This is a genomic window from Chroococcidiopsis sp. [FACHB-1243], assembly GCF_014696895.1.
Lineage (GTDB): Bacteria > Cyanobacteriota > Cyanobacteriia > Cyanobacteriales > Chroococcidiopsidaceae > Chroococcidiopsis.
Window position 1 is genome coordinate 171,258 of record NZ_JACJQX010000007.1, and the last position, 19,370, is coordinate 190,627.

Here is a 19,370-nt window from a genome sequence, read left to right on the forward strand (position 1 = left end):
TTTTTAAATATTTCCATTATAAAGCGTATACGCTAAATTGTAGCAGTAAAAATAGCACGGGACAACCCCTTTTTAGAGCTAATTATTGTGCTTATTAAATTAAGTAATCTATTGATTATTTTTCTCTGAGAGTTTCTGGAATACCAACAGAAGAAAGTCCAGCGATCGCTTGCAAATTTTGACGGCGGAGTAGTTCCATAAAATCTAAAGTCGGTCGTCCTTCCATCTGTGCCACCGCTTCAATTGCCGACAACAGATATTGAGCCGCCTCTGCCTCAGCATAACCCCGCCTCCCAGCAACGCGCACTGCTGCCTCATCTGCTTCTACCTCAATCTGAGAACTGCGGTTATTGCGCCAAATCCGAGTCCCGGCGATCGCGGTTAATGCTCCAGCTGCCACAGTACCCACCACATCCCCCTGCACGATCTCTACTACCGTCCCCAAAAGCCCAGCTAAGACAACTCCCTGATAGACATCGGGTTTAAACCACTTCACCGCCGTCAACCAGCTAACAGTCCGCAACAGCAACAAATCTCGCTGTGGTTGGGGTAGCCGCCGCCAGAGATCGAAATTAATGGAAATGCGACGTTCCTGCTGCCACGGCATAGGAAAAGTATAATCGATAACTTTAGTTTGCTCCCGCTTACCGACAATCTTAGTCAACATCCGACCGGAAGCAGGCATCAAGTCCAGAAGGCGGCGAATTTCAGTAGTTGGTTCCATGAGTAGGGGATGGGAAAAGTTATGTATTGGTAGGGGCGGGTTTTGAGCCAAATTTTCGAGTTATGGCTGTCCATCGATTTGCGCGCACCCGCCCGTACACAAGTTAAAAGCTCACTACACCTCACACCCTATACCCTACACCTTGTTTGCCGATCGCTGATAATAAACTAATAGACTTAAAAAATTATCTCTTCAATGGATGCATTTGCACCGATTCCGCCTCAATGGACTAAACAGGCAACTCATGCCAATGAATTTTGTTGTCCCCGTTGTCGTTCTGGTAGCCGCGAAGCAGAAAGAGTCTGGCTAAATCGACGATCGCCCGTATTTACCGAAAACAACCGTCGCAAGTGGCAAGAGTTTTATCAGTGTCAATGCAGTTGTGTCTGGTGGGCGTGGAGTAACGATCGCCCCCCCTCAGATTTAACACCGAAAGAAGACTGCGATCGTTAAGTTGATGGTTGGTAATTGGTAATTGGTAATTGGTGGTTGACGGTAAACGCCCTCCGCTACACTACTCCGTGAAGACGGTGATTGAGAAGTGGCTGGTGGAACCGATGACGCTTTGGCTGGAATCTTTTCTAGTCACCAGCCACTAGCCACTAGTCACTGATAGCTGGTCAAGAAATCATCACCAAACTATAAATTCAAGCAAATATTCCTGTTGGCAACGGGCAAATCTATTTTGATGAGATAGAATACGATACAAACAACAGTACACTTGTCAAGCTGATGAAATACTTCTTTAGATAAGGGTAGTTAAAAGAGATATTTCTTAATCTGGAGGCAAAGCCAGACAGAGATTTTAACCGAAAAGTCCGTACATTGCTGCCCAATCAATGACTTGTTGAATTTATAGGAATAAAGTTATGAGCGATCGCTCGCCATCGGAAGCATCTATCTTCTTGAGTTATCTCAGAAACGGGATTTGGTTCTTGGGAATATCTTTTTGGTTGTTTGGCATCATTGACCGAAGCATTGCTTCTTTCTCTGATGGCTCCCTATCGAGCGTAGATACGCTCCAGCTGTTTACAGCAGCGTTTTTCTTCATTGCTTGGTTGTTCCTGAAACCAAAGTCGGGGCATCGGGAGAAACAGGAAGTTGGGAATCCTAACCCTTCCTCAGCCGCCTCAGTTCCCCCTGCTATTTTCTAACTTCCTAGTTGCTAATTTCTGTCCTACTGAAACAGAGCGGACAACCCGTTCGGCAGCCTTAGTAACGAGTTCTGGAGCATTGGCGATCGCATCTTTTAAACTACAGGGTGCATTGAGAATGCTTTCAAACGAGTCGGTCGTGCGTCAGGAAAGCGTGGAATTGATATCATACAAATGAAAAAAATTAATCCTGTTCTTATGGAGCTGCCGGTCAAGGTTTAGATACAGGTGCGGGTAGTACAGCCGCTAATTTAACTCAAATCGGTACGCCAGATCTCGAACTGCCTGTAGTCGGTAACTCCTATGGCATTGAAGCCAGTTACAGAATTAGCGAGAATTTTGCGATTGGTGGCTGGGTGGGCTATACTGCTGCTCGCGCGATTGGTTTGGGAGATGGATCGATTTGGAATTACGCCATCGCCTTCGGATTTCCCGATCTGGGCAAAGAAGGCAATCTCGGCGGAATTATTATTGGGATGCAACCGAAATTAACTGGTATGAGTAGCAGTTTAAGAGCGGTAGGGAATCGAGCGACCCCAATACTTCAATTCACGTTGAAGGCTTCTACAGACACCAAGCTACAGATAATATCTCTATCACCCTGGTTTGATTTGGCTGACAGCTCCAAATCATAATACTGAGAACGAAGACATCGTGATTGGAACAATTCGCACTGCCTTTGAGTTTTGATTGCAACCGATTAGGCAAATTTTTCCCACGCCTGAGTTACAATCTCGCTCAGCCTGCGGCGCTGGCGATCGTCTAGTAAGCTATCATCTGCAAGCAGTTGGGCAGTTAGCTGTTCTAAAGATTGTCCTTGGGAACGGACGAACTGAATCACGCCCGCGATCGCAGTGGCTACCAATTCATCGCTAATTGGTTTTTGTCTGAGATTAATAATTTCTTCAGGGCTGGTTGGGATGGGATAATGCATGGCGGGAGTTTACAAGATAAAAAACTGTTTTAATAAATCCAAACACAATTGTAAATTTTCTTAAACTTGTTCTAAGCAAGCTTATTTTTGGCAAGCTTAGCCTAGTCTAAACCCTTGTCACCTCTGTCCAAATTGGTAGTTTACCCATAGACAAAAGCGCCAAGATGAAAGAACTCTTGTACATTGAAATCCCCACACCAGACACATCTGTCGTTCGGCACTGGTTGCAAGCGGAATTTGAACCAGGAATCGGGCAAAAAGCGATCGCGCCTGAAGGTTTTCGCTTGCAAATACCTATAGATACAGCGATAAAGACAAATATTTCAGATCCAACGCCAAAAAAGCTAGGGGAGATCTCCGCTTTTGTTTGGTCTGTACAGCGTACTACCTATCTCAAGGTCTTCCGTTGGGCAGATTCTCCCCTACCAGGAGAACGGCAAATTCTGCAAAGTCTTGTAAAGCAGATTAGAATTAAGTTTCCTCATAACTATCCCGCACCACCAGCAATAGATTTATCCCAACAATCTATTTTTGAGGCGCTTGCTCCCCACTACCCCCTCACCGTCAAGTATTTTCAGCAAATGCCTCATGGCGAATACGATCTCAAGCGAGTTTACTGGTGGGAGCAAAGGTGGCGCGAAGGAGTGCAGAATCCGCAGCAGCCGCGTCAAGTTGTGTTTTCTGGAAAAAATGTAGAGACGTTACATGTAACGTCTCTACAGCCATCCTACGATCTCATTTACATCGGTGGCGCATTAGGCGTGATTCATGCAGCGGTGATGGCGCAGTTAGGTTATCGCGTGTTGTTGTTGGAGCGTTTGCCATTTGGACGGATGAATCGGGAGTGGAATATTTCTCGCACGGAATTACAAAGTTTAATCGAGCTGGGTTTGCTAACTCCCGCAGAATGCGAAAGTGTTATTGCACGAGAATATAAAGACGGATTTAATAAGTTTTTCGATGGGAACAATCCACCCCACTTAAAAGCACCGATCCTCCATACTCCAACGGTGCTGAATATAGCCTTAGATGCAGAAAGGCTACTGCATCTGTGTGGAGAAAAGTTAAAAGCTGCGGGGGGTGAAATTTGGGATGAAACCGAGTTTCTCCGTGCTGATATCGCGCGATCGCAAGTTACGTTACAAGCTCGGCATTTACCCAGCCAAACTCAAAAACAAGCCAGCGGACGAGTTTTAGTAGATGCAATGGGGACAGCTTCTCCGATTGCTTGGCAACTCAATGGCGGTCGTGCTTTTGATAGCGTCTGTCCAACGGTAGGAGCGGTCGTTAATGGCGGCTTCGAGCCAGGAGTATGGGATGCTCAATATGGCGATGTCTTGAATAGCCACGGCGACATTTCACGGGGAAGACAGCTAATTTGGGAATTATTTCCTGGTGCGGGCGAAGAAATCACAGTTTATTTGTTCCATTACCATCAAGTCAATCGAGAAAATCCCGGTTCGTTGCTGGAGATGTACGAGGACTTTTTCACGATTTTGCCAGAGTATCGCCGTTGCGACCTAGATAATCTCGTATGGAAAAAACCTACGTTTGGTTATATTCCGGGACATTTTAGCGTTGGGAGTCGCGATCGCACGGTTGCTTTCGATCGCTTAGTCGCGATCGGCGATGCGGCTTCGCTGCAATCTCCCCTCGTCTTTACTGGTTTTGGCTCCCTAGTTCGCAATCTCAGCCGTCTCACAGCTTTATTAGATACGGCATTAAAGCACGATTTGCTCAGTGCTAGCGATTTGAATCAAATTCGCGCCTATCAAAGCAATGTTGCCGTGACTTGGATGTTTTCTAAAGGCATGATGGTTCCCACGGGTAAATTTTTACCACCAGAACGGGTCAACTCGATGCTGAATAATTTCTTCGGACTGTTGACTGACGAACCTTTAGAAGTTGCCGATCGCTTTATCAAAGACCGCTTTGATTGGTTTACTTTTAATCGTTTGGCGCTGAAAGCTGCCAGAAAAAATCCCGTCTTGTTGCTCTGGATTTGGGAATTAGCCGGAGCCAAAGATCTGCTGCGATGGCTGCTGAGTTACTTCAACTTTAGCTGGAATGCCTTGCTAAGTGTTTGTTTTAGCGGCTGGTTGCCGAGTTTATTGCGCCAGATCCAGCCGTGGTTAGAACCCCGCTATCCTAGATTGTGGTTGAGGCTGCTGACACAAAGCTACGCCCTAACAACTGGTATGGGAAGACCCCAACTGGCGATCGCCCCTCATCCCCGCACGCCTGCAATTGGTTCTCAAGATGTAGTTAGTAGTTAGTTGTTGGTTGTTGGTAATGGGTAATGGGTAATGGGTAATTGGTTGTTGGTGAGAAAGTGGTGCGTGGTGCGTGGTGCGTGGTGAAGCAGGCGGTTGCGGAGGTGTCCTCCGCAATAAAGCTGCGTCGTGGTGCGTGGTAAGAGGCTCCCTGCTCCTCTGCTCCCTGCTCCCTGCTCCCTGCTCACTGATTCTGGTTTCTGCGTGGAAATTTTGGTAATTCAATTGATGCTAGTGATTTTCTACCTTTGGGTGGATGCCAGGGATAAACAACTGGTGAGGGCCAGTTGAGGTTAACCTGATTCTGGCTGGATGGGGAAGCATCGGCTGGTGAAGCTTCTGCTTCGCCTGCTGGTTCATCCGTCTGCGATTCATTGGTTGGGTGCGATTCTGATATCTTTGGTTGGGGCGCGAGCCGATCGAGGTCAAGCGACGTTGTATCGTCAGTCTCGATCGCCTCTGCTGAGGCTTCTTCTTGCAACAAACTCAAGAAATCGTCTAGGTCTACTTCTTGGTTAGTTTCTGAAAAGAAAAAACTTCGCTCTGCCGAGCTATTCCCACTTTGCAAATCGAAAGATCCAGTACTGGGGGTGGAATTGAAACTGTAAGGCGCTTGGCGATCGCTCAAAAAGTTTTCCGCCGTCCACTCATTCAATGGTGAATCTGAGGATTCTTGTCGGTCGCGATCGATAAAATTCGGGGTTTGAATCGACCACGGAGTAATCGGTTGCGGGTTGGGGAATAACGATTGCGTTCTCAAACTACTAGCATTAGTTTCTGGGGGTCGATCGGTTATGGAAGCGGGTGATTCCGCACACTTTTCTAGCGCTACTTTTAACTGCATGGTGTAGCGCTGCTGGCGCAGTAAGCGAGAGCGGAGATCGCGGCAGGATGTCTCGACTTGCATGAGCTGATAGGATTGCTCGTTATATCTAGACTGCACGAGAGAGCATTCTCTTTCCATTTGAGCGATCCGTTCTTGGCTGGCGTTTAAGTCATCGGTGAGGGTCTCAACCACAATTTTCTGCTGCTGGATGGCTTGTTCTGCCGTCTCTAGCTTGGTAGATAAAGATTCTACTTGCGATCGCGCTTGCTCCTGAGCTTGAATTTTTTGGGCAAGCTTCAAATCCGCTTCGCGCGATCGCCCTCTGATATAGTGCAATTCATTTTGGCTGTTTTCTAGCGCTCTCTCTAACTGAATTACCCGTTCTACTAGTTTGGTGTTGGAACCGCGCATCTCTTGGATGAAACTTAATAACGTCGCGACTTCTTCAGGAGTTAAGGATGCTCCACCATTCTCTGCTGAGTCCATCCAGCGAGCAACGGACGACCAAGAACCTACTGCGGGTTCTGGTTCCACAGAAACATCGCGGGCAACAGCAGCATCGTCCGCTGACTCAGATAAATTGGTTTCGTCTTGGTTTGCTGGGGATGCCTCACCATCGGCAAGCCCACTATTAGCAAAATTAAACCACTCAGCAAATGGCGCACTATTGACTTTTTCTGCTTCACTCATGGTCTTGTACCCCGCTGTAAAAATTCTTAGCTGCCCCGATATCAGACTTTCTATTATTCATCCACTTTTAAAAGATTTTTTTAAAGATTCAGACTTTCTTAAAAAAATAGATCTTCTACCATAAATGAATTTTTCAGTATTTATACTGGTAATTTTTCCCAAATTCTGTATGCAGAAATATAAAATAATTAGGCGCGAGTTGTTACTCTCGTTTCTATCCTGTAGCTATCTTACCTCCACCACCTCAATTGAAGAAAGTCAGTTGTCAGTGGAAAGTGAGTAGTGGTGCTAGTGGCTAGTGGCTGGTGGCTAGATGCTTCTGACTTGCGAATGCGCGCATGTGCATCACTAATTAATTATTTGCTCTATGTCATTTAATTTTCCGGCTCGGACTTGGTTAGGAGTTGTGGTAAGTAGTTTAGGACTGTGGTTTTTACCAATACCTGGAATTGCCAACTCTGCGATCGCGGCAAAAAAAATTTATATTTCCTATGGAGCGATCGAACGGTCTATTTCTGTGAACTCCTTGGAAAGCTACGCTAAAAAAGGCATAGTTGACGACGAGTTAGCTACCTATGCAGCATATGTCAGTCCCCAACGATTGTTACAATTACAACGAGTTTTACTCAAACGGATCGATCTAAGTCCGGTTGCAGTATCCCAGTTTCTTTATACGCCAACTGGAACGACCCTGTTAGAAAGACTAGGCGAGGTTGTCCAAACTGAATCTCGGCAATCGGGATTTTATGCCCTGCGCTCGGCACTCGTTTTAGCAGCAGCAGATCCAAAAGGCTTAACACTCCTGAACATACTACACAAATTTCCGACTAACGTACGAGTTAATATGGGGCGGATGCTTCAGCTGGCTGAAGCCCTAGAAACCTTGATTAGCCAATCTCGCAGAGCGATCGCCTTAATTTCCGAAAATTCGACAGTCGCAGCTGCTCAAGTCCAAGGAATCAATTTTTCTCAGTTACCAGATTTACGATCGCCTGGACGTTTTAGTTGGAGTAAGCAAACCTTAAAATTAAGCGATCGCCGCCGCGATCGCGCTTTTGTTGCCGATCTTTATTTACCCAGGGAGCAGGGAGCAGGGAGCAGGGAGCAGGGGAAAGAGAGTAGAGGAGCAGGGGAGCAGGGGAGCAGGGGAGCAGAGGGGCAATTACCAATTACCAATTACCAATTACCAATTACCAATTACCAACGCTTCCCAGTCATAGTCATATCCCACGGTTTAGGGAGCGATCGCACGAGTTTTATTTATTTAGCCGAGCAACTGGCAAGTTATGGTTTTGCTGTTGCAGTTCCCGAACATCCTGGTAGCAATGCAGAACAATTGCGATCGCTGTTTTCCGGTCAAGCAGCAGAAGTAGCAGAGCCAAGCGAATTTGTCAACCGTCCTTTAGACGTGAAATACTTATTGGATGAATTAGAGCGATTGAACGTAGTTAATCCCGATTGGCAGTTGAATGTACAACGAGCAGCGATTATTGGTCAATCTTTTGGCGGTTATACTGCCTTAGCTTTAGCAGGTGCAAGCTTGAATTTTAGTCAATTGCGTCAAGATTGTAATAACCCTAAAGATATCTGGAATCTATCGCTACTGCTTCAGTGTCGTGCTTTGGCTTTACCATTGACTCAAGATAATTTGAAAGACTGGAGAATTAAAGCCGCGATCGCCATTAACCCATTTACTAGTAGTATTTTTGGGGAATTAGGGTTGAGGAAGATTCAAATTCCCGTAGCGATCGTCAGCAGCAGTGCAGATACAATTGCTCCTGCCTTACCAGAACAGATTATTCCCTTTGCTTGGTTAACAACAGAGCGAAAATACTTGATCTCCATCGATCGCGCCAGCCATTTTTCTACGATTGGTGAATCAGCTGCGGAAGATGCCGATCCGATTCCCCTACCCGCACAAGTTATTGGTCCCAATCCAGCGATCGCACGTCGCTACGTTAGTATTTTGAGCGTGGCATTCATGGAAACTTATCTCGATCGAAACCCCCAGTATCGTCCCTATCTCAGCTCCTCCTATATTCAAACCATCAGCCAAGCACCGCTAGATGTGAGTCTCGTTTCATCCTTACCACTAACCCAGCTAGCTAATTCTATCTGTGCGGTGGTCACAGCCCAACAGAATTTTTGTCCTCAAGCTTACAGGCGGGGGAGAAAAGAGAGCTGAGGAGAGAATAACAACCAATGACCAATGACAAATAACTCTAGTTAGAGGTCAATTTGCGATCGCGCTTGCTAACTTGGTGAATGAGATCGAGACGAGGAGTTAAATGGTAATGGACAAGACTTTATTGATGATTTTACTGTTGGGTTTGCTACTCAGCTTCATCGTAGCGCCGTTTTCTGGCTTAGCCTTACTGATGATTTTCCTGCTAGTTTCAGCTATTTTGTGGGCAGGCTGGACACTTGTGAGTATTTTAATCCGTGGTAAGACAAGCGACAGTAATTCGTAGTTCAGCAATCTACGGTTCGGTAGGTTCGCCAAGCGATGCGGTCATGTGTGAGTCGCGATCGCAACTAAACCACTGTAGTTGCAAAACAGGTAATTACAAAAAAGAACGATAGATTTCGCTTTCTAACGTACCGCTAAAATACCCCTGTCCGATAGAGGTTCTCTGCCAGTCTGCCAATGCTTCATCTGGCGTAACTCTAATTGTAGATACTAATTCTGCCCGAATTTGCTGAATGAGTTCCTGCTCTTTCAGCTCAGTACCTCTTGCTTTTGGTGTAGACGTGGAAGTTCGAGCGATCGACATTATGGCTTATCCCTCTTGCACCAAGATTTATTTCTCAATATTCTCAGGCTATAACTGCACCCACGTTCATCAGCTTAAGAATTCTTGATAAAGAGGCGGAGACAAGGGAGCAGGGAGCGTAGCAGGGAGCTGAGGGAGCGCAAGGTTGCGCTCGGGAGCTGAGGAGCAATTACCAATTACCAATTACCAACTACCAACTACCAACTACCAATTCCCCACACCCCGTTCGCTGATAACTGAAAAAAGTGTCACTGGAGATGAGTTTAAGGGAGAGATCGTGAGTTATTTAAATTTGTAGATATACTCATAATGCCCTGTAAAAGCTGGGATGGTGCGTAATTCCGAATTCCGAATTCCGAATTCCGAATTCCCTCGCTTCTCATAACTCCTTCGCTGTCATATGCCCGTATACTGCACTCAAGGTCACGAAAACTTGCCTGAAAGTCGTTTTTGTATGCATTGCGGCGAGAAGCTGTCTCTAGCGTCGGGAAATGGCTTGTATTCAGGACAGATGTTAGGCGATCGCTACTCGATCGTACGTTTGCTAGCACAAGGTGGTTTTGGGCGCACCTATCTAGCGGAGGATACTAACCGCTTTCGCGAACTCTGCGTTTTGAAAGAATTTGCGCCGCAAGCACAGAGTAATACTCTTTTACACAAAGCAGCAGAATTGTTTGAACGGGAAGCGGGAGTTCTTTACAAATTGCAGCATCCGCAAATTCCCCGCTTTCGCGAATTATTTCGCGTCAAAATTGACAGTAAAGAACATTTATTTCTCGTCCAAGATTACGTAGAAGGGGAAACCTACCGTAGCCTGCTAGATGAGAGAATGCAGCAAGGAAAATTTTTTAGCGAGACAGAGATCGTTCATCTCTTGCAGCAAATTCTGCCTGTATTAGATTACATCCACAGTGTAGGAGTCATTCATCGGGATATTTCCCCAGAAAATTTAATTTTACGCGCTAGCGATCGCCTCCCAATGCTAATTGATTTTGGTGGTGTCAAACAAGTTGTTGCGACTGTTTCATCAGCTAAGTCTGGTAGGGGAATGCATACCGCTACGCTACTAGGAAAAGTCGGCTACGCACCACCCGAACAAATGCAGCAGGGGGTAGTTTATCCTCACAGCGATTTGTATGCCTTGGCTGCTACGGTATTAGTTTTACTTACAGGTAAAGAACCACAAGAATTAATCGACGATCGCCATCTTACATGGCACTGGCGGCGAGAAGTCAGTCTTACGCCAATGTTAGGGACAATGTTAGATAAAATGCTATCTTCTCGCCCTAGCGATCGCTATCATTCCGCACAACACGTTTTACACCTCTTACAGCAGCATAGCACTGCTGCAACACCTCTACCTACTCCCATGACAGTAGCAGTTAATAAGTCGCCAGTTGCCGTTGCTGTCAAGCCAGTTATTAATATTCCCCAACCAGTTATTAACATTCCAAAGCCAGTTATTAATTTTTCTCAGTTGGTTAACAATTTTCCCAAACCAGCAATTAATCTTCCGAAGCCAGTTATTAAAATTCCTAGCGTTACTTTTTTCAAAACCAAAAAAATTTGGTTTGCATTACCAATAGGAATTATATCTGCATATATGGGTTGGTTAGCAGTGAGTGGTTGGTTGCAATTTCAATCAAATCTAACTGAAAAGAAAGTACCTCAGTCGCCAAAAGTAGCCGCTAAACCTCAGTTTTCTGCTGCCGAACAACGTCGGAAAAATCAATTGCGCGATCGCCGCCAGCGAATGGGGATAAATAACAGATATTACATTGCTTTAGTAGACCAAGTGTTTTGGGAAAGATATCCTCAGTATAAAGGTCGTCGTCTCACGGCGAATCCAGAGGATGCAAAAATTAGGGCTGATTGGGATAATTTGGCGGCGGAATGTTTAGATTGGTTGCAATTTCTGCCCTCAGAAACTCGCAAGCGTTTGGGTAGTTACTCGCAAAAAGATCGATCGCGTTGGCAACAGCAATTGTATCAACTAAATCTAAGTAATAGAGTTTTATACGATTTAGCTGATGCTGCCTTTTTACAAATGTTTCCCCAACAGCGGGGACAAAATTTTATGAACAAACCAATTAATCAGGTTTGGTATGCGATCGCTGAGGAGAAGTTGCAAGCTATCCTGAAGGGAAACGCTTATGAGAAAATTGAGTTTGATTCTGGAACGAGTGAAAGACAAGTTAGTGGTAGGTTGAAGTCTGGCGAAGGCAAAACTTTTGTTGCCGAATTAACAGAAGAACAAGTGATGCAACTGGAATTGGAAGCCGATCCACAAGTATTAATTTCCGTGTATTCTCCTACAGGTAAAATTAAGCTGATGGAAGATTCTCGCGATCGCACTTGGGATGGAGATCTACCAGAATCGGGTTTTTACGAGTTTGTTATTGTATCTACTGCGTCTGGTAAGAGCGATTATCGGCTTAAACTAATTATTAGCGAATAGCAGTTTGTGTCCATGTCAATACAATTCCTTTGGCGATCGCTATTTCCTATTATGGCGATCGCGGGTAGTCTCTATATTATTGCTGGTTTGTTTCTCTACTTTCAACAAACGCGATTTATCTTCTTTCCTCGCGCTACTATTGATACTACTCCAGCAGCTTTTAATTTGGATTTTCAAGAAGTATGGTTGCCTGTAAAAATAGGAAATCGGGTAGAAAAAATGCATAGTTGGTGGATACCTGCCTCGACACCAAGTAACAGAGTATTACTATATTTGCACGGTAATGGAATTAATATCGGGGCAAATGTTGCTCATGCAAATCGATTTCATCGCATGGAATTTTCAGTATTACTTCCCGATTATCGCGGTTATGGTTTGAGTCAGGGTAATTTCCCTTCTGAATCGCAAGTTTATCAAGATGCACGAGTAGCTTGGGATTATTTAGTTAAGGAGAAAAAGATTCCAGCCAATCGGATTTTTATTTACGGACATTCTTTAGGTGGTGCAGTGGCGATCGATCTGGCGGTTAAGCAACCAAAGGCGGCTGGATTAATCGTCGAAAGTTCTTTTACTTCAGTGGCGGATATGGTAAATCATCAGCAAATTTATCGTATTTTCCCGATAGATTTACTGTTGCATCAGCGATTTGATTCTATTGATAAAGTAGGTTCTTTAGCTATGTCGGTATTGTTTATTCATGGTACTGCCGACTGGCAAGTTCCCGCTAGCATGAGTCAACAATTGTATCAAGCTGCACCGCAACCAAAGCAAATTTTTTTAGTTCCAGAGGCGGGGCATAATAATACTGCTGAGGTTGCAGGGAGTAAGTATTTTCAGGTGGTGCAGCAGTTTGTTCGGCAAGTAGAGAATGAAAATGTCGCGCATCAGCCGAAGGCGAAGCGAAGCGTTAGACGCAAAGGCGCAAAGGGTTACTAAGGGATTTTACGTTATTTGAAAGTATTAAGGGAGAGTTGGAAATGCAAGTTAAATTAAGCCAAATTGACATACAGCCAGGGCAAAAGGTTACTCTACGCAATATTAGCTGGAATGATTTTGAGCAGATATTAGCAGAGTTGGGCGATCGCCGTGCTTCTCGAATCGCGTATTATCAAGGAATATTGGAAATTATGGTTCCGTTGGCAGGACATGAAGATGGAAAAGAAATTACTGGAGATTTAGTAAAAGTAATACTAGAGGAACTCGATATTGAGTTCAGGAGTTTAGGTTCGACTACTTTTAAACGGCAAGTTATGAATGCTGGTGTAGAACCAGATGCTTGTTTTTATATTCAAAATGAAGCAGCAATTCGCGGCAAGGAGAGGATCGATCTGAATTTCGATCCTCCACCAGATTTAGCAATTGAAATCGATCTTACCAGCGATTCGGAGATTAAAAAGAATAGTTATGCAGCTTTAGGTGTTCCCGAATTGTGGATTTATGATGGGCGATCGCTCAAAATTTACTTATTACAAGATCGGCAGTATATTACTACAGAACAAAGTCAAATTTTTCCTAATTTGCCAATTTTAACAGCGATCCCTCAGTATGTAACTCAGAGTAGAGTAGAGGGAAGAAATGTGGCAATTAAGGCTTTTCGGAGATGGGTTATAGAATTTACGAGAACTCTTCCAAACAATTAACAATATGTTAAATTCCGCCTCGGAGAATGCAATAGACGTACCCTAACGTGCCTAAAATTGATATCCTATACTTCTGTCATAGCCACTGCGGGATGCTTCTATGTCTTTCGTCGGTCTACACATCCATAGCGATTACAGCCTACTTGACGGTGCAAGCCAGCTGCCGCAACTGGTAGATCGGGCGATAGAATTGGGTATGCCTGCGATCGCGCTTACCGATCACGGTGTCATGTATGGGGCGATCGAATTAATTAAAGTCTGTCGTAGTAAAAATATTAAGCCAATTATTGGCAATGAAATGTATGTCATCAACGGCGATATTGGAAATAAAGAACGCCGCCGAGTTAGAAAATATCATCAAGTTGTTTTAGCGAAAAATACTAAAGGCTACAAGAATTTAGTTAAACTTACGTCGATTTCTCACCTGAAAGGATTTCAAGGTAAAGGAATATTTGCTCGTCCTTGTGTAAATAAGGAGCTGTTACAACAGTACCACGAAGGCTTAATTGTTACTAGTGCTTGTTTGGGTGGAGAAATTCCCCAAGCCATTTTACAAGGTAAACCGGATGTGGCGCGAGAAATTGCTAAATGGTATAAAGATGTTTTTGGGGAGGATTATTATTTAGAAATTCAAGACCACGGTTCTCCTGAAGACAGAACTGTAAATGTAGAAATTATTAAGATAGCTAAAGAATTAGATATTAAATTTGTTGCTACGAACGATTCCCATTATATTTCCTGTTTTGATGTAGATGCTCACGACGCATTATTATGCATTCAAACTGGTAAGCTAATTTCCGAAGATAATCGGATGCGCTACAGCGGGACGGAGTATTTGAAGTCTGCTGAGGAGATGGCGCAATTATTTCGCGATCATTTGCCAGATGATATTATCCAAGAGGCGATCGCTACAACTTTAGAAGTTGCCGAAAAAGTCGAGCCATACCACATTTTAGGCGAACCGCGACTGCCTAATTATCCTGTTCCCGCCGGACATACAGCCGATACTTATGTAGAAGAAGTCGCTTGGGAAGGATTATTAGAACGCCTCAATCGTAAATCTCGCAATCAAATCGAACCAGTCTATAAGGAAAGATTGGAATACGAGTTGAAAATGCTTCAAAAAATGGGATTTTCAACTTACTTTTTAGTCGTTTGGGATTACATTAAATACGCTAGAGATAACGACATTCCCGTAGGACCAGGACGCGGTTCCGCTGCTGGCTCTTTGGTTGCTTATTGCCTACAAATTACTAACATCGATCCGGTACATCATGGCTTGCTATTCGAGCGATTTTTGAATCCAGAACGAAAGTCAATGCCTGATATTGATACCGATTTCTGCATCGAAAAACGCGATGAAGTGATTGAATATGTGACGCGGAGATATGGTGAAGATCGAGTCGCGCAAATTATTACATTTAACCGCCTCACATCCAAAGCTGTTTTAAAAGATGTGGCGCGAGTCTTAGATATTCCCTACGCCGAATCAGACAAAATGGCGAAATTAATCCCTGTGGTGCGGGGTAAGCCAACTAAATTGGCGGTGATGATTTCTGATGACACACCAGAACAAGAGTTTAAGGATAGATACGACAACGAACTCCACGTTCGCCGCTGGATTGATATGGCGATGCGAATTGAAGGAACGAACAAAACTTACGGCGTTCATGCAGCCGGAGTTGTGATTTCATCCGATCCGTTAGATGAAGTTGTTCCGTTACAAAGGAATAAAGAAGGCGATGTCATTACCCAATATTTTATGGAAGACATCGAAGCAATGGGATTGTTGAAAATGGACTTTTTAGGATTAAAGAATTTGACTTTAATTCAAAAGTCTATTCAACTGATCGAACAATATCGCCAAATAAAAGTCGATCCGTATGAAGTTACGGCAAATGAAAGAAAAGTACAGAAAATTTTAGCCAAAGGTGAAACTGATAAAATTCCTGAAGATGTAGAAAAAGCTTATAAGCTGCTAGAAGCAGGCGCGTTAGAAGGAGTATTTCAGCTAGAATCTTCGGGAATGCGTCAGATTGTTCGAGATTTAAAACCTTCTTGTATCGAAGATATTTCTTCTGTGCTAGCTTTATATCGACCAGGACCATTAGATGCTGGTTTAATTCCAAAATTTATTAATCGCAAACACGGTAAAGAAGCAATTGAAAACGAGCATCCCATATTAGAGCCAATCTTGCAAGAAACCTATGGAATTATGGTGTATCAAGAGCAAATTATGAAAATTGCTCAAGATTTAGCCGGATATTCCCTCGGACAGGCGGATTTGTTAAGACGTGCGATGGGAAAAAAGAAAACTTCTGAAATGCAGAAACAAAGAGAAATTTTTGTTGATGGTGCAGCAAGAAATGGAGTGAAAAAACAAATAGCTGAAGAGTTATTTGAGAAGATGATGAAGTTCGCGGAGTATTGTCTCAGCTACGATACTGAAATTTTAACTGTTGAATATGGAGCAATACCTATAGGTAAGATTATAGAGGAACGAATTGAATGCACGGTTTATAGTATTGATGCTAGCGGTTTTATATACACTCAACCTATTGCTCAATGGCATAATCGAGGACAACAAGAAGTATTTGAATATTGTTTAGAAGATGGTTCAATTATTAGGGCAACCAAAGATCATAAGTTTATGACATTGGATGGAAAAATGTTACCAATTGATGAGATTTTTGAACAAGAATTAGATCTAAAACAAGTTAAGTCAATCCAAAATCTGTAAAATGTTAGTGAGCTATCGGCAATTAAATTTACAACATAAACAACAAATAATAGATGCTTTTGTTGCAGGAATAGAGTGCAGAAACATTCCTAGTTATCTTGGTGTAAGTGAAAGAGCTGTTGCTAGAGTTCTTAAAGAAGCGGATATTAATACTAAGCGTCGAAATCGCTACACTTTGAATGAAGGGTACTTCGATGTAATTGATACTCAAGCTAAAGCATACTTGTTAGGTTTGATAGTAGCAGATGGGTGTGTTACTAAAACTAACTATATTGCTTTTGAATCAATCGATCGCGAACTGACAGAGCTACTTAGTCGAGAACTATTATGCTCTGGAAATATTAGAATTATTAAACCTCAAGGCTACGCTCCTCACTATCAAATCAACTTTTCTTCACGAAAAATAGCTACTGCTTTGTGCAACTATAGTGTGGTAACTGGGAGAATGTTTTCTGGTGCTTACTATTTTCCTGAATCAGAATATTTAGCTTCTTATGTATTGGGATATTTTGATGGAGATGGCTGTGCTTATGTAAACGAGGGAAGAAGTGGCGGACTTGTTTGTATTGTAGGTTCTTTCGAGTTCACAAGTGAGCTGGCTAGAGTTTTAGATATGGGTGTTGTAGAAGAACACGTCTCAGGAAAAGCTTATTATTGGAGAATTTACAGTCGTCAGAATATTCAAGCATTTTATAACTTCGTATATCAAAATCCATTATTAGGACTGAGCCGTAAAAAGCAGAAAATTGAGCAAATTCTGGGGAGTTATAGACGTGGTTAAGATAATTAGTCGGAAATCGTTAGGAATTCAGCCAGTATATGATATTGGGGTTGAACGAGATCATCAATTTATTTTAAAAAATGGATTAGTTGCTTCAAATTGCTTCAATAAATCCCATTCTACAGCTTACGGCTACGTCACATATCAAACTGCATATCTCAAGGCGAATTTTCCTGTAGAATATATGGCGGCGCTATTAACAGCTAATAGCGACAAAACAGAACAGGTACAAAAATATATTGCTACCTGTTTGAACATGAATATTCAAATCGAACCACCAGATATCAATCGCTCTGGTGTAGATTTTACACCAATAGAAAATAATATTTTATTTGGACTCTCAGCAGTTAAAGGGTTAGGCGGAGAAGCGATCGCCTCGATTTTAAAAGCGCGTTCGGACGGAGAATTTAAATCTCTAGCTGATTTTTGCGATCGCGTCGATTTACGTGCTGTAACTCGTCGGACAATTGAACCACTCATTTATTGTGGAGCATTCGATAAACTCGAACCAAATCGCCAGCAATTATTAAAAGATTTAGAACTAGTACACGATTGGGCGCAATCTCGTGCTAGAGATCGAGCGATCGGTCAATTTAGTTTATTTGACTTAGGGGGACTGACGGATACTAGTCAGTCGGAAAATAGCTTTGATTCAGCACCCAAAGCAACTCCAGTCGCAGATTTTCAACAATCAGAAAAGTTACGCAAAGAAAAAGAGTTATTAGGTTTTTACGTCTCCGATCATCCTCTTAAAGCAGTCAGTCAAGCAGCACAAATTTTATCTCCGATTAGCTTAAGCAATTTAGAAAATATTTCTAGCGAAATGCCTGTGAGTTCGGTAGTGATGCTAACTAGCATGAAACCCGTAACCACGAAAAAAGGCGATCGCATGGCAATTTTACAGTTAGAAGATTTGACAGGACAAACAGAAGCAGTTGTTTTTCCTAGAACCTACGAACGCATTTCCCATCTGTTAGAAGCAGATACCCGATTAATTGTTTGGGGTAAAGTCGATCGACGAGACGACAAAGTACAAATGATTATTGAAGATGTAGAACCAATAGAAAACGTCCGTTTAGTCATGGTAGAACTCGATCCCTTACAAGCTGGAAACATCCAGGAACAACATCGCTTACAAGAAATTTTGCAAAAGCAGGTAGAAGAGAAAGAAAAAGCGAGAATTCCCGTGTTTGCTATTATTCAAGATACCCGTAACCGTCAACTAGTACGCCTTGGACGCAGTTATTGGGTACAAGATAGTAGAACCGCTGTAGAAGCACTAAGAACCGCCAATTTTCCCGCGCACGTACAACCATTGTTAGTAGGTAATGGGTAATAGGTAATAGGTAATGGGGAAGTCAAAAGTTAAAAGTTAAAAGTCAAAACTATTGAACAAACCTCAACTAACAATTACCGATTATCAACTACTACAAATGACAAATGACAAATTACTGGCTATTTCAAGGAAACCCTAAATATTACCGAATTTTAGATGCAATTCGAGAATTAGAAACAATTCCGTGGCGGGTGACTCGCTATAGCAAAGAGATTGCTGTGGGTGATGGAGTTTTGGTGTGGATGGCAGGAGAAAAAGCGGGAATATATGCGATCGCGGAAGTTGCCGAACCCGTACAAGCTTTGACAGAATTACCCGATAAAGACTATTGGCTCGATCCGAGCAAAGCTGGTAGTAAACTCCACGTTAAAATCCGTTGTCTTCGCAGACTGCTGGGACAACCATTGAGGCGATCGGAACTGCTTTACGATCGCGTTTTAAGCAATTTACCTGTAATTCGCGCTCCTGGAATTAACTATAAAATCACATCAGAAGAATGGCAGCGAGTCCATCAATTAAAAGGATAATGATTTTAGTCAAGATTCTACAACAAACTGACTTTGCGATCGCTCGAATGCCCGTATAAGCCCGTTCGTGTAAGGCTTGAGAAATTTCTGCTCGCTCATCCAAGTGCGACTCATTATCTCTGCTACTAATAGAACGTTCCACACAGCGGTCATTTCCCAAGTCGCGCCCACCCGTGGCATGACCATTGTACACAAACGCACTAGCTCATCTTCAATTGGAGCCAAGTTACCCTGCAACACGCAAAGCCACAAGTATGCTTGAAACATATCTAAGTCTCGGAGGCACGAATGCTTCACGCTAGGATGATCCAATCTTCCCCGCCGTGTGGTGATTTTGGGAAACTGTCGCAGGAGATTCATGTAAACCCGATGAGAAATCGCCTCGACTTCTGGTAGCATGTGTTGAACGACTCTGGTTCTACTCTAGTTTGTGTTTTTGTAAACGCGGGAAGATAGAAGCTATTAGGTTATATAGGATCGAGAACAGAGCAAGCTGGAGGATGTCTTCCAATG

18 protein-coding genes and 2 pseudogenes are annotated in these 19,370 nt (G+C 43.3%); 14 read left to right on the top strand and 6 right to left on the bottom strand.

The genetic code is table 11. The annotated features are described in order from the left end of the window. Positions 1-115 precede the first annotated feature (115 nt). Positions 116-724: a DUF3318 domain-containing protein gene (locus H6G17_RS07645; protein WP_192155756.1), complete on the bottom strand. Its 609-nt coding sequence runs from the start codon at positions 722-724 to the stop codon at positions 116-118. Positions 725-919: 195 nt separating this feature from the next. Here H6G17_RS07645 and H6G17_RS07650 point away from each other — a divergent pair, with 195 nt between their 5' ends. The 3 genes and pseudogenes from H6G17_RS07650 (at position 920) to H6G17_RS07660 (ending at position 2,513) form a co-directional block, all read left to right on the top strand. After that, the gene (locus tag H6G17_RS07650) at positions 920-1,177 is read left to right on the top strand and encodes a hypothetical protein (protein WP_106545410.1); all 258 of its coding nucleotides are present in this window, start codon (positions 920-922) and stop codon (positions 1,175-1,177) included. A 416-nt stretch (positions 1,178-1,593) separates the two neighbouring features. After that, positions 1,594-1,803, top strand: a pseudogene (locus H6G17_RS07655) (hypothetical protein); the annotation flags it as partial. Between the two features lie 383 nt (positions 1,804-2,186). Next, the gene (locus tag H6G17_RS07660) at positions 2,187-2,513 is read left to right on the top strand and encodes a carbohydrate porin (protein WP_347276415.1); all 327 of its coding nucleotides are present in this window, start codon (positions 2,187-2,189) and stop codon (positions 2,511-2,513) included. Between the two features lie 65 nt (positions 2,514-2,578). On the opposite strand, the gene H6G17_RS07665 is transcribed toward H6G17_RS07660, so the two are convergent. Continuing rightward, positions 2,579-2,812, bottom strand: a complete 234-nt coding sequence (locus H6G17_RS07665; RefSeq protein WP_015157184.1) for a hypothetical protein — start codon at positions 2,810-2,812, stop codon at positions 2,579-2,581. Between the two features lie 164 nt (positions 2,813-2,976). On the opposite strand from H6G17_RS07665, the gene H6G17_RS07670 reads away from it, so the two are divergent. Beyond that, entirely contained in the window at positions 2,977-5,088 is a 2,112-nt protein-coding gene (locus H6G17_RS07670; RefSeq protein ID WP_192155760.1) for a flavin-dependent dehydrogenase, read from the top strand. On the opposite strand, the gene H6G17_RS07675 is transcribed toward H6G17_RS07670, so the two are convergent. Beyond that, positions 5,085-5,273 (bottom strand): hypothetical protein, encoded by a 189-nt coding sequence (locus tag H6G17_RS07675; protein WP_192155762.1) that lies wholly within the window; start codon positions 5,271-5,273, stop codon positions 5,085-5,087. The genes H6G17_RS07670 and H6G17_RS07675 overlap by 4 nt on opposite strands. Beyond that, entirely contained in the window at positions 5,270-6,601 is a 1,332-nt protein-coding gene (locus tag H6G17_RS07680) for a hypothetical protein (protein ID WP_192155764.1), read from the bottom strand. Before H6G17_RS07680 ends, H6G17_RS07675 begins: the two co-directional genes overlap by 4 nt. Before the next feature lie 367 nt (positions 6,602-6,968). On the opposite strand from H6G17_RS07680, the gene H6G17_RS07685 reads away from it, so the two are divergent. Beyond that, positions 6,969-8,786 carry an alpha/beta hydrolase gene (locus tag H6G17_RS07685; protein WP_192155766.1) on the top strand — a complete coding sequence of 606 codons (1,818 nt, stop codon included), beginning with the start codon at positions 6,969-6,971 and terminating at the stop codon, positions 8,784-8,786. Between the two features lie 109 nt (positions 8,787-8,895). Then, entirely contained in the window at positions 8,896-9,072 is a 177-nt protein-coding gene (locus tag H6G17_RS07690; RefSeq protein WP_192155767.1) for a hypothetical protein, read from the top strand. A 93-nt stretch (positions 9,073-9,165) separates the two neighbouring features. On the opposite strand, the gene H6G17_RS07695 is transcribed toward H6G17_RS07690, so the two are convergent. Further along, positions 9,166-9,375: a hypothetical protein gene (locus tag H6G17_RS07695; RefSeq protein WP_192155768.1), complete on the bottom strand. Its 210-nt coding sequence runs from the start codon at positions 9,373-9,375 to the stop codon at positions 9,166-9,168. Positions 9,376-9,520: 145 nt separating this feature from the next. Here H6G17_RS07695 and H6G17_RS07700 point away from each other — a divergent pair, with 145 nt between their 5' ends. From H6G17_RS07700 to H6G17_RS07735, 8 genes are all read left to right on the top strand, one after another. Continuing rightward, positions 9,521-9,673: a hypothetical protein gene (locus tag H6G17_RS07700; RefSeq protein ID WP_192155769.1), complete on the top strand. Its 153-nt coding sequence runs from the start codon at positions 9,521-9,523 to the stop codon at positions 9,671-9,673. Between the two features lie 102 nt (positions 9,674-9,775). Beyond that, the gene (locus H6G17_RS07705; protein WP_192155770.1) at positions 9,776-11,833 is read left to right on the top strand and encodes a serine/threonine-protein kinase; all 2,058 of its coding nucleotides are present in this window, start codon (positions 9,776-9,778) and stop codon (positions 11,831-11,833) included. 12 nt (positions 11,834-11,845) lie between these two features. Then, positions 11,846-12,769: an alpha/beta fold hydrolase gene (locus tag H6G17_RS07710; RefSeq protein WP_192155772.1), complete on the top strand. Its 924-nt coding sequence runs from the start codon at positions 11,846-11,848 to the stop codon at positions 12,767-12,769. 41 nt (positions 12,770-12,810) lie between these two features. Beyond that, entirely contained in the window at positions 12,811-13,473 is a 663-nt protein-coding gene (locus tag H6G17_RS07715; RefSeq protein ID WP_192155774.1) for a Uma2 family endonuclease, read from the top strand. A gap of 100 nt (positions 13,474-13,573) precedes the next feature. Further along, entirely contained in the window at positions 13,574-16,213 is a 2,640-nt protein-coding gene (locus H6G17_RS07720; protein ID WP_192155779.1) for a DNA polymerase III subunit alpha, read from the top strand. 1 nt (position 16,214) lies between these two features. Then, positions 16,215-16,994: an endonuclease gene (locus H6G17_RS07725; RefSeq protein ID WP_192155781.1), complete on the top strand. Its 780-nt coding sequence runs from the start codon at positions 16,215-16,217 to the stop codon at positions 16,992-16,994. Then, positions 16,987-18,330: an OB-fold nucleic acid binding domain-containing protein gene (locus H6G17_RS07730; RefSeq protein WP_192155783.1), complete on the top strand. Its 1,344-nt coding sequence runs from the start codon at positions 16,987-16,989 to the stop codon at positions 18,328-18,330. The genes H6G17_RS07725 and H6G17_RS07730 overlap by 8 nt, the downstream gene beginning before the upstream one ends. 104 nt (positions 18,331-18,434) lie before the next feature. Next, positions 18,435-18,857 carry an EVE domain-containing protein gene (locus tag H6G17_RS07735; protein WP_192155785.1) on the top strand — a complete coding sequence of 141 codons (423 nt, stop codon included), beginning with the start codon at positions 18,435-18,437 and terminating at the stop codon, positions 18,855-18,857. Between the two features lie 9 nt (positions 18,858-18,866). Here H6G17_RS07735 and H6G17_RS07740 read toward each other — a convergent pair. After that, positions 18,867-19,265, bottom strand: a pseudogene (locus tag H6G17_RS07740) (hypothetical protein); the annotation flags it as partial. Positions 19,266-19,370 lie beyond the last annotated feature (105 nt).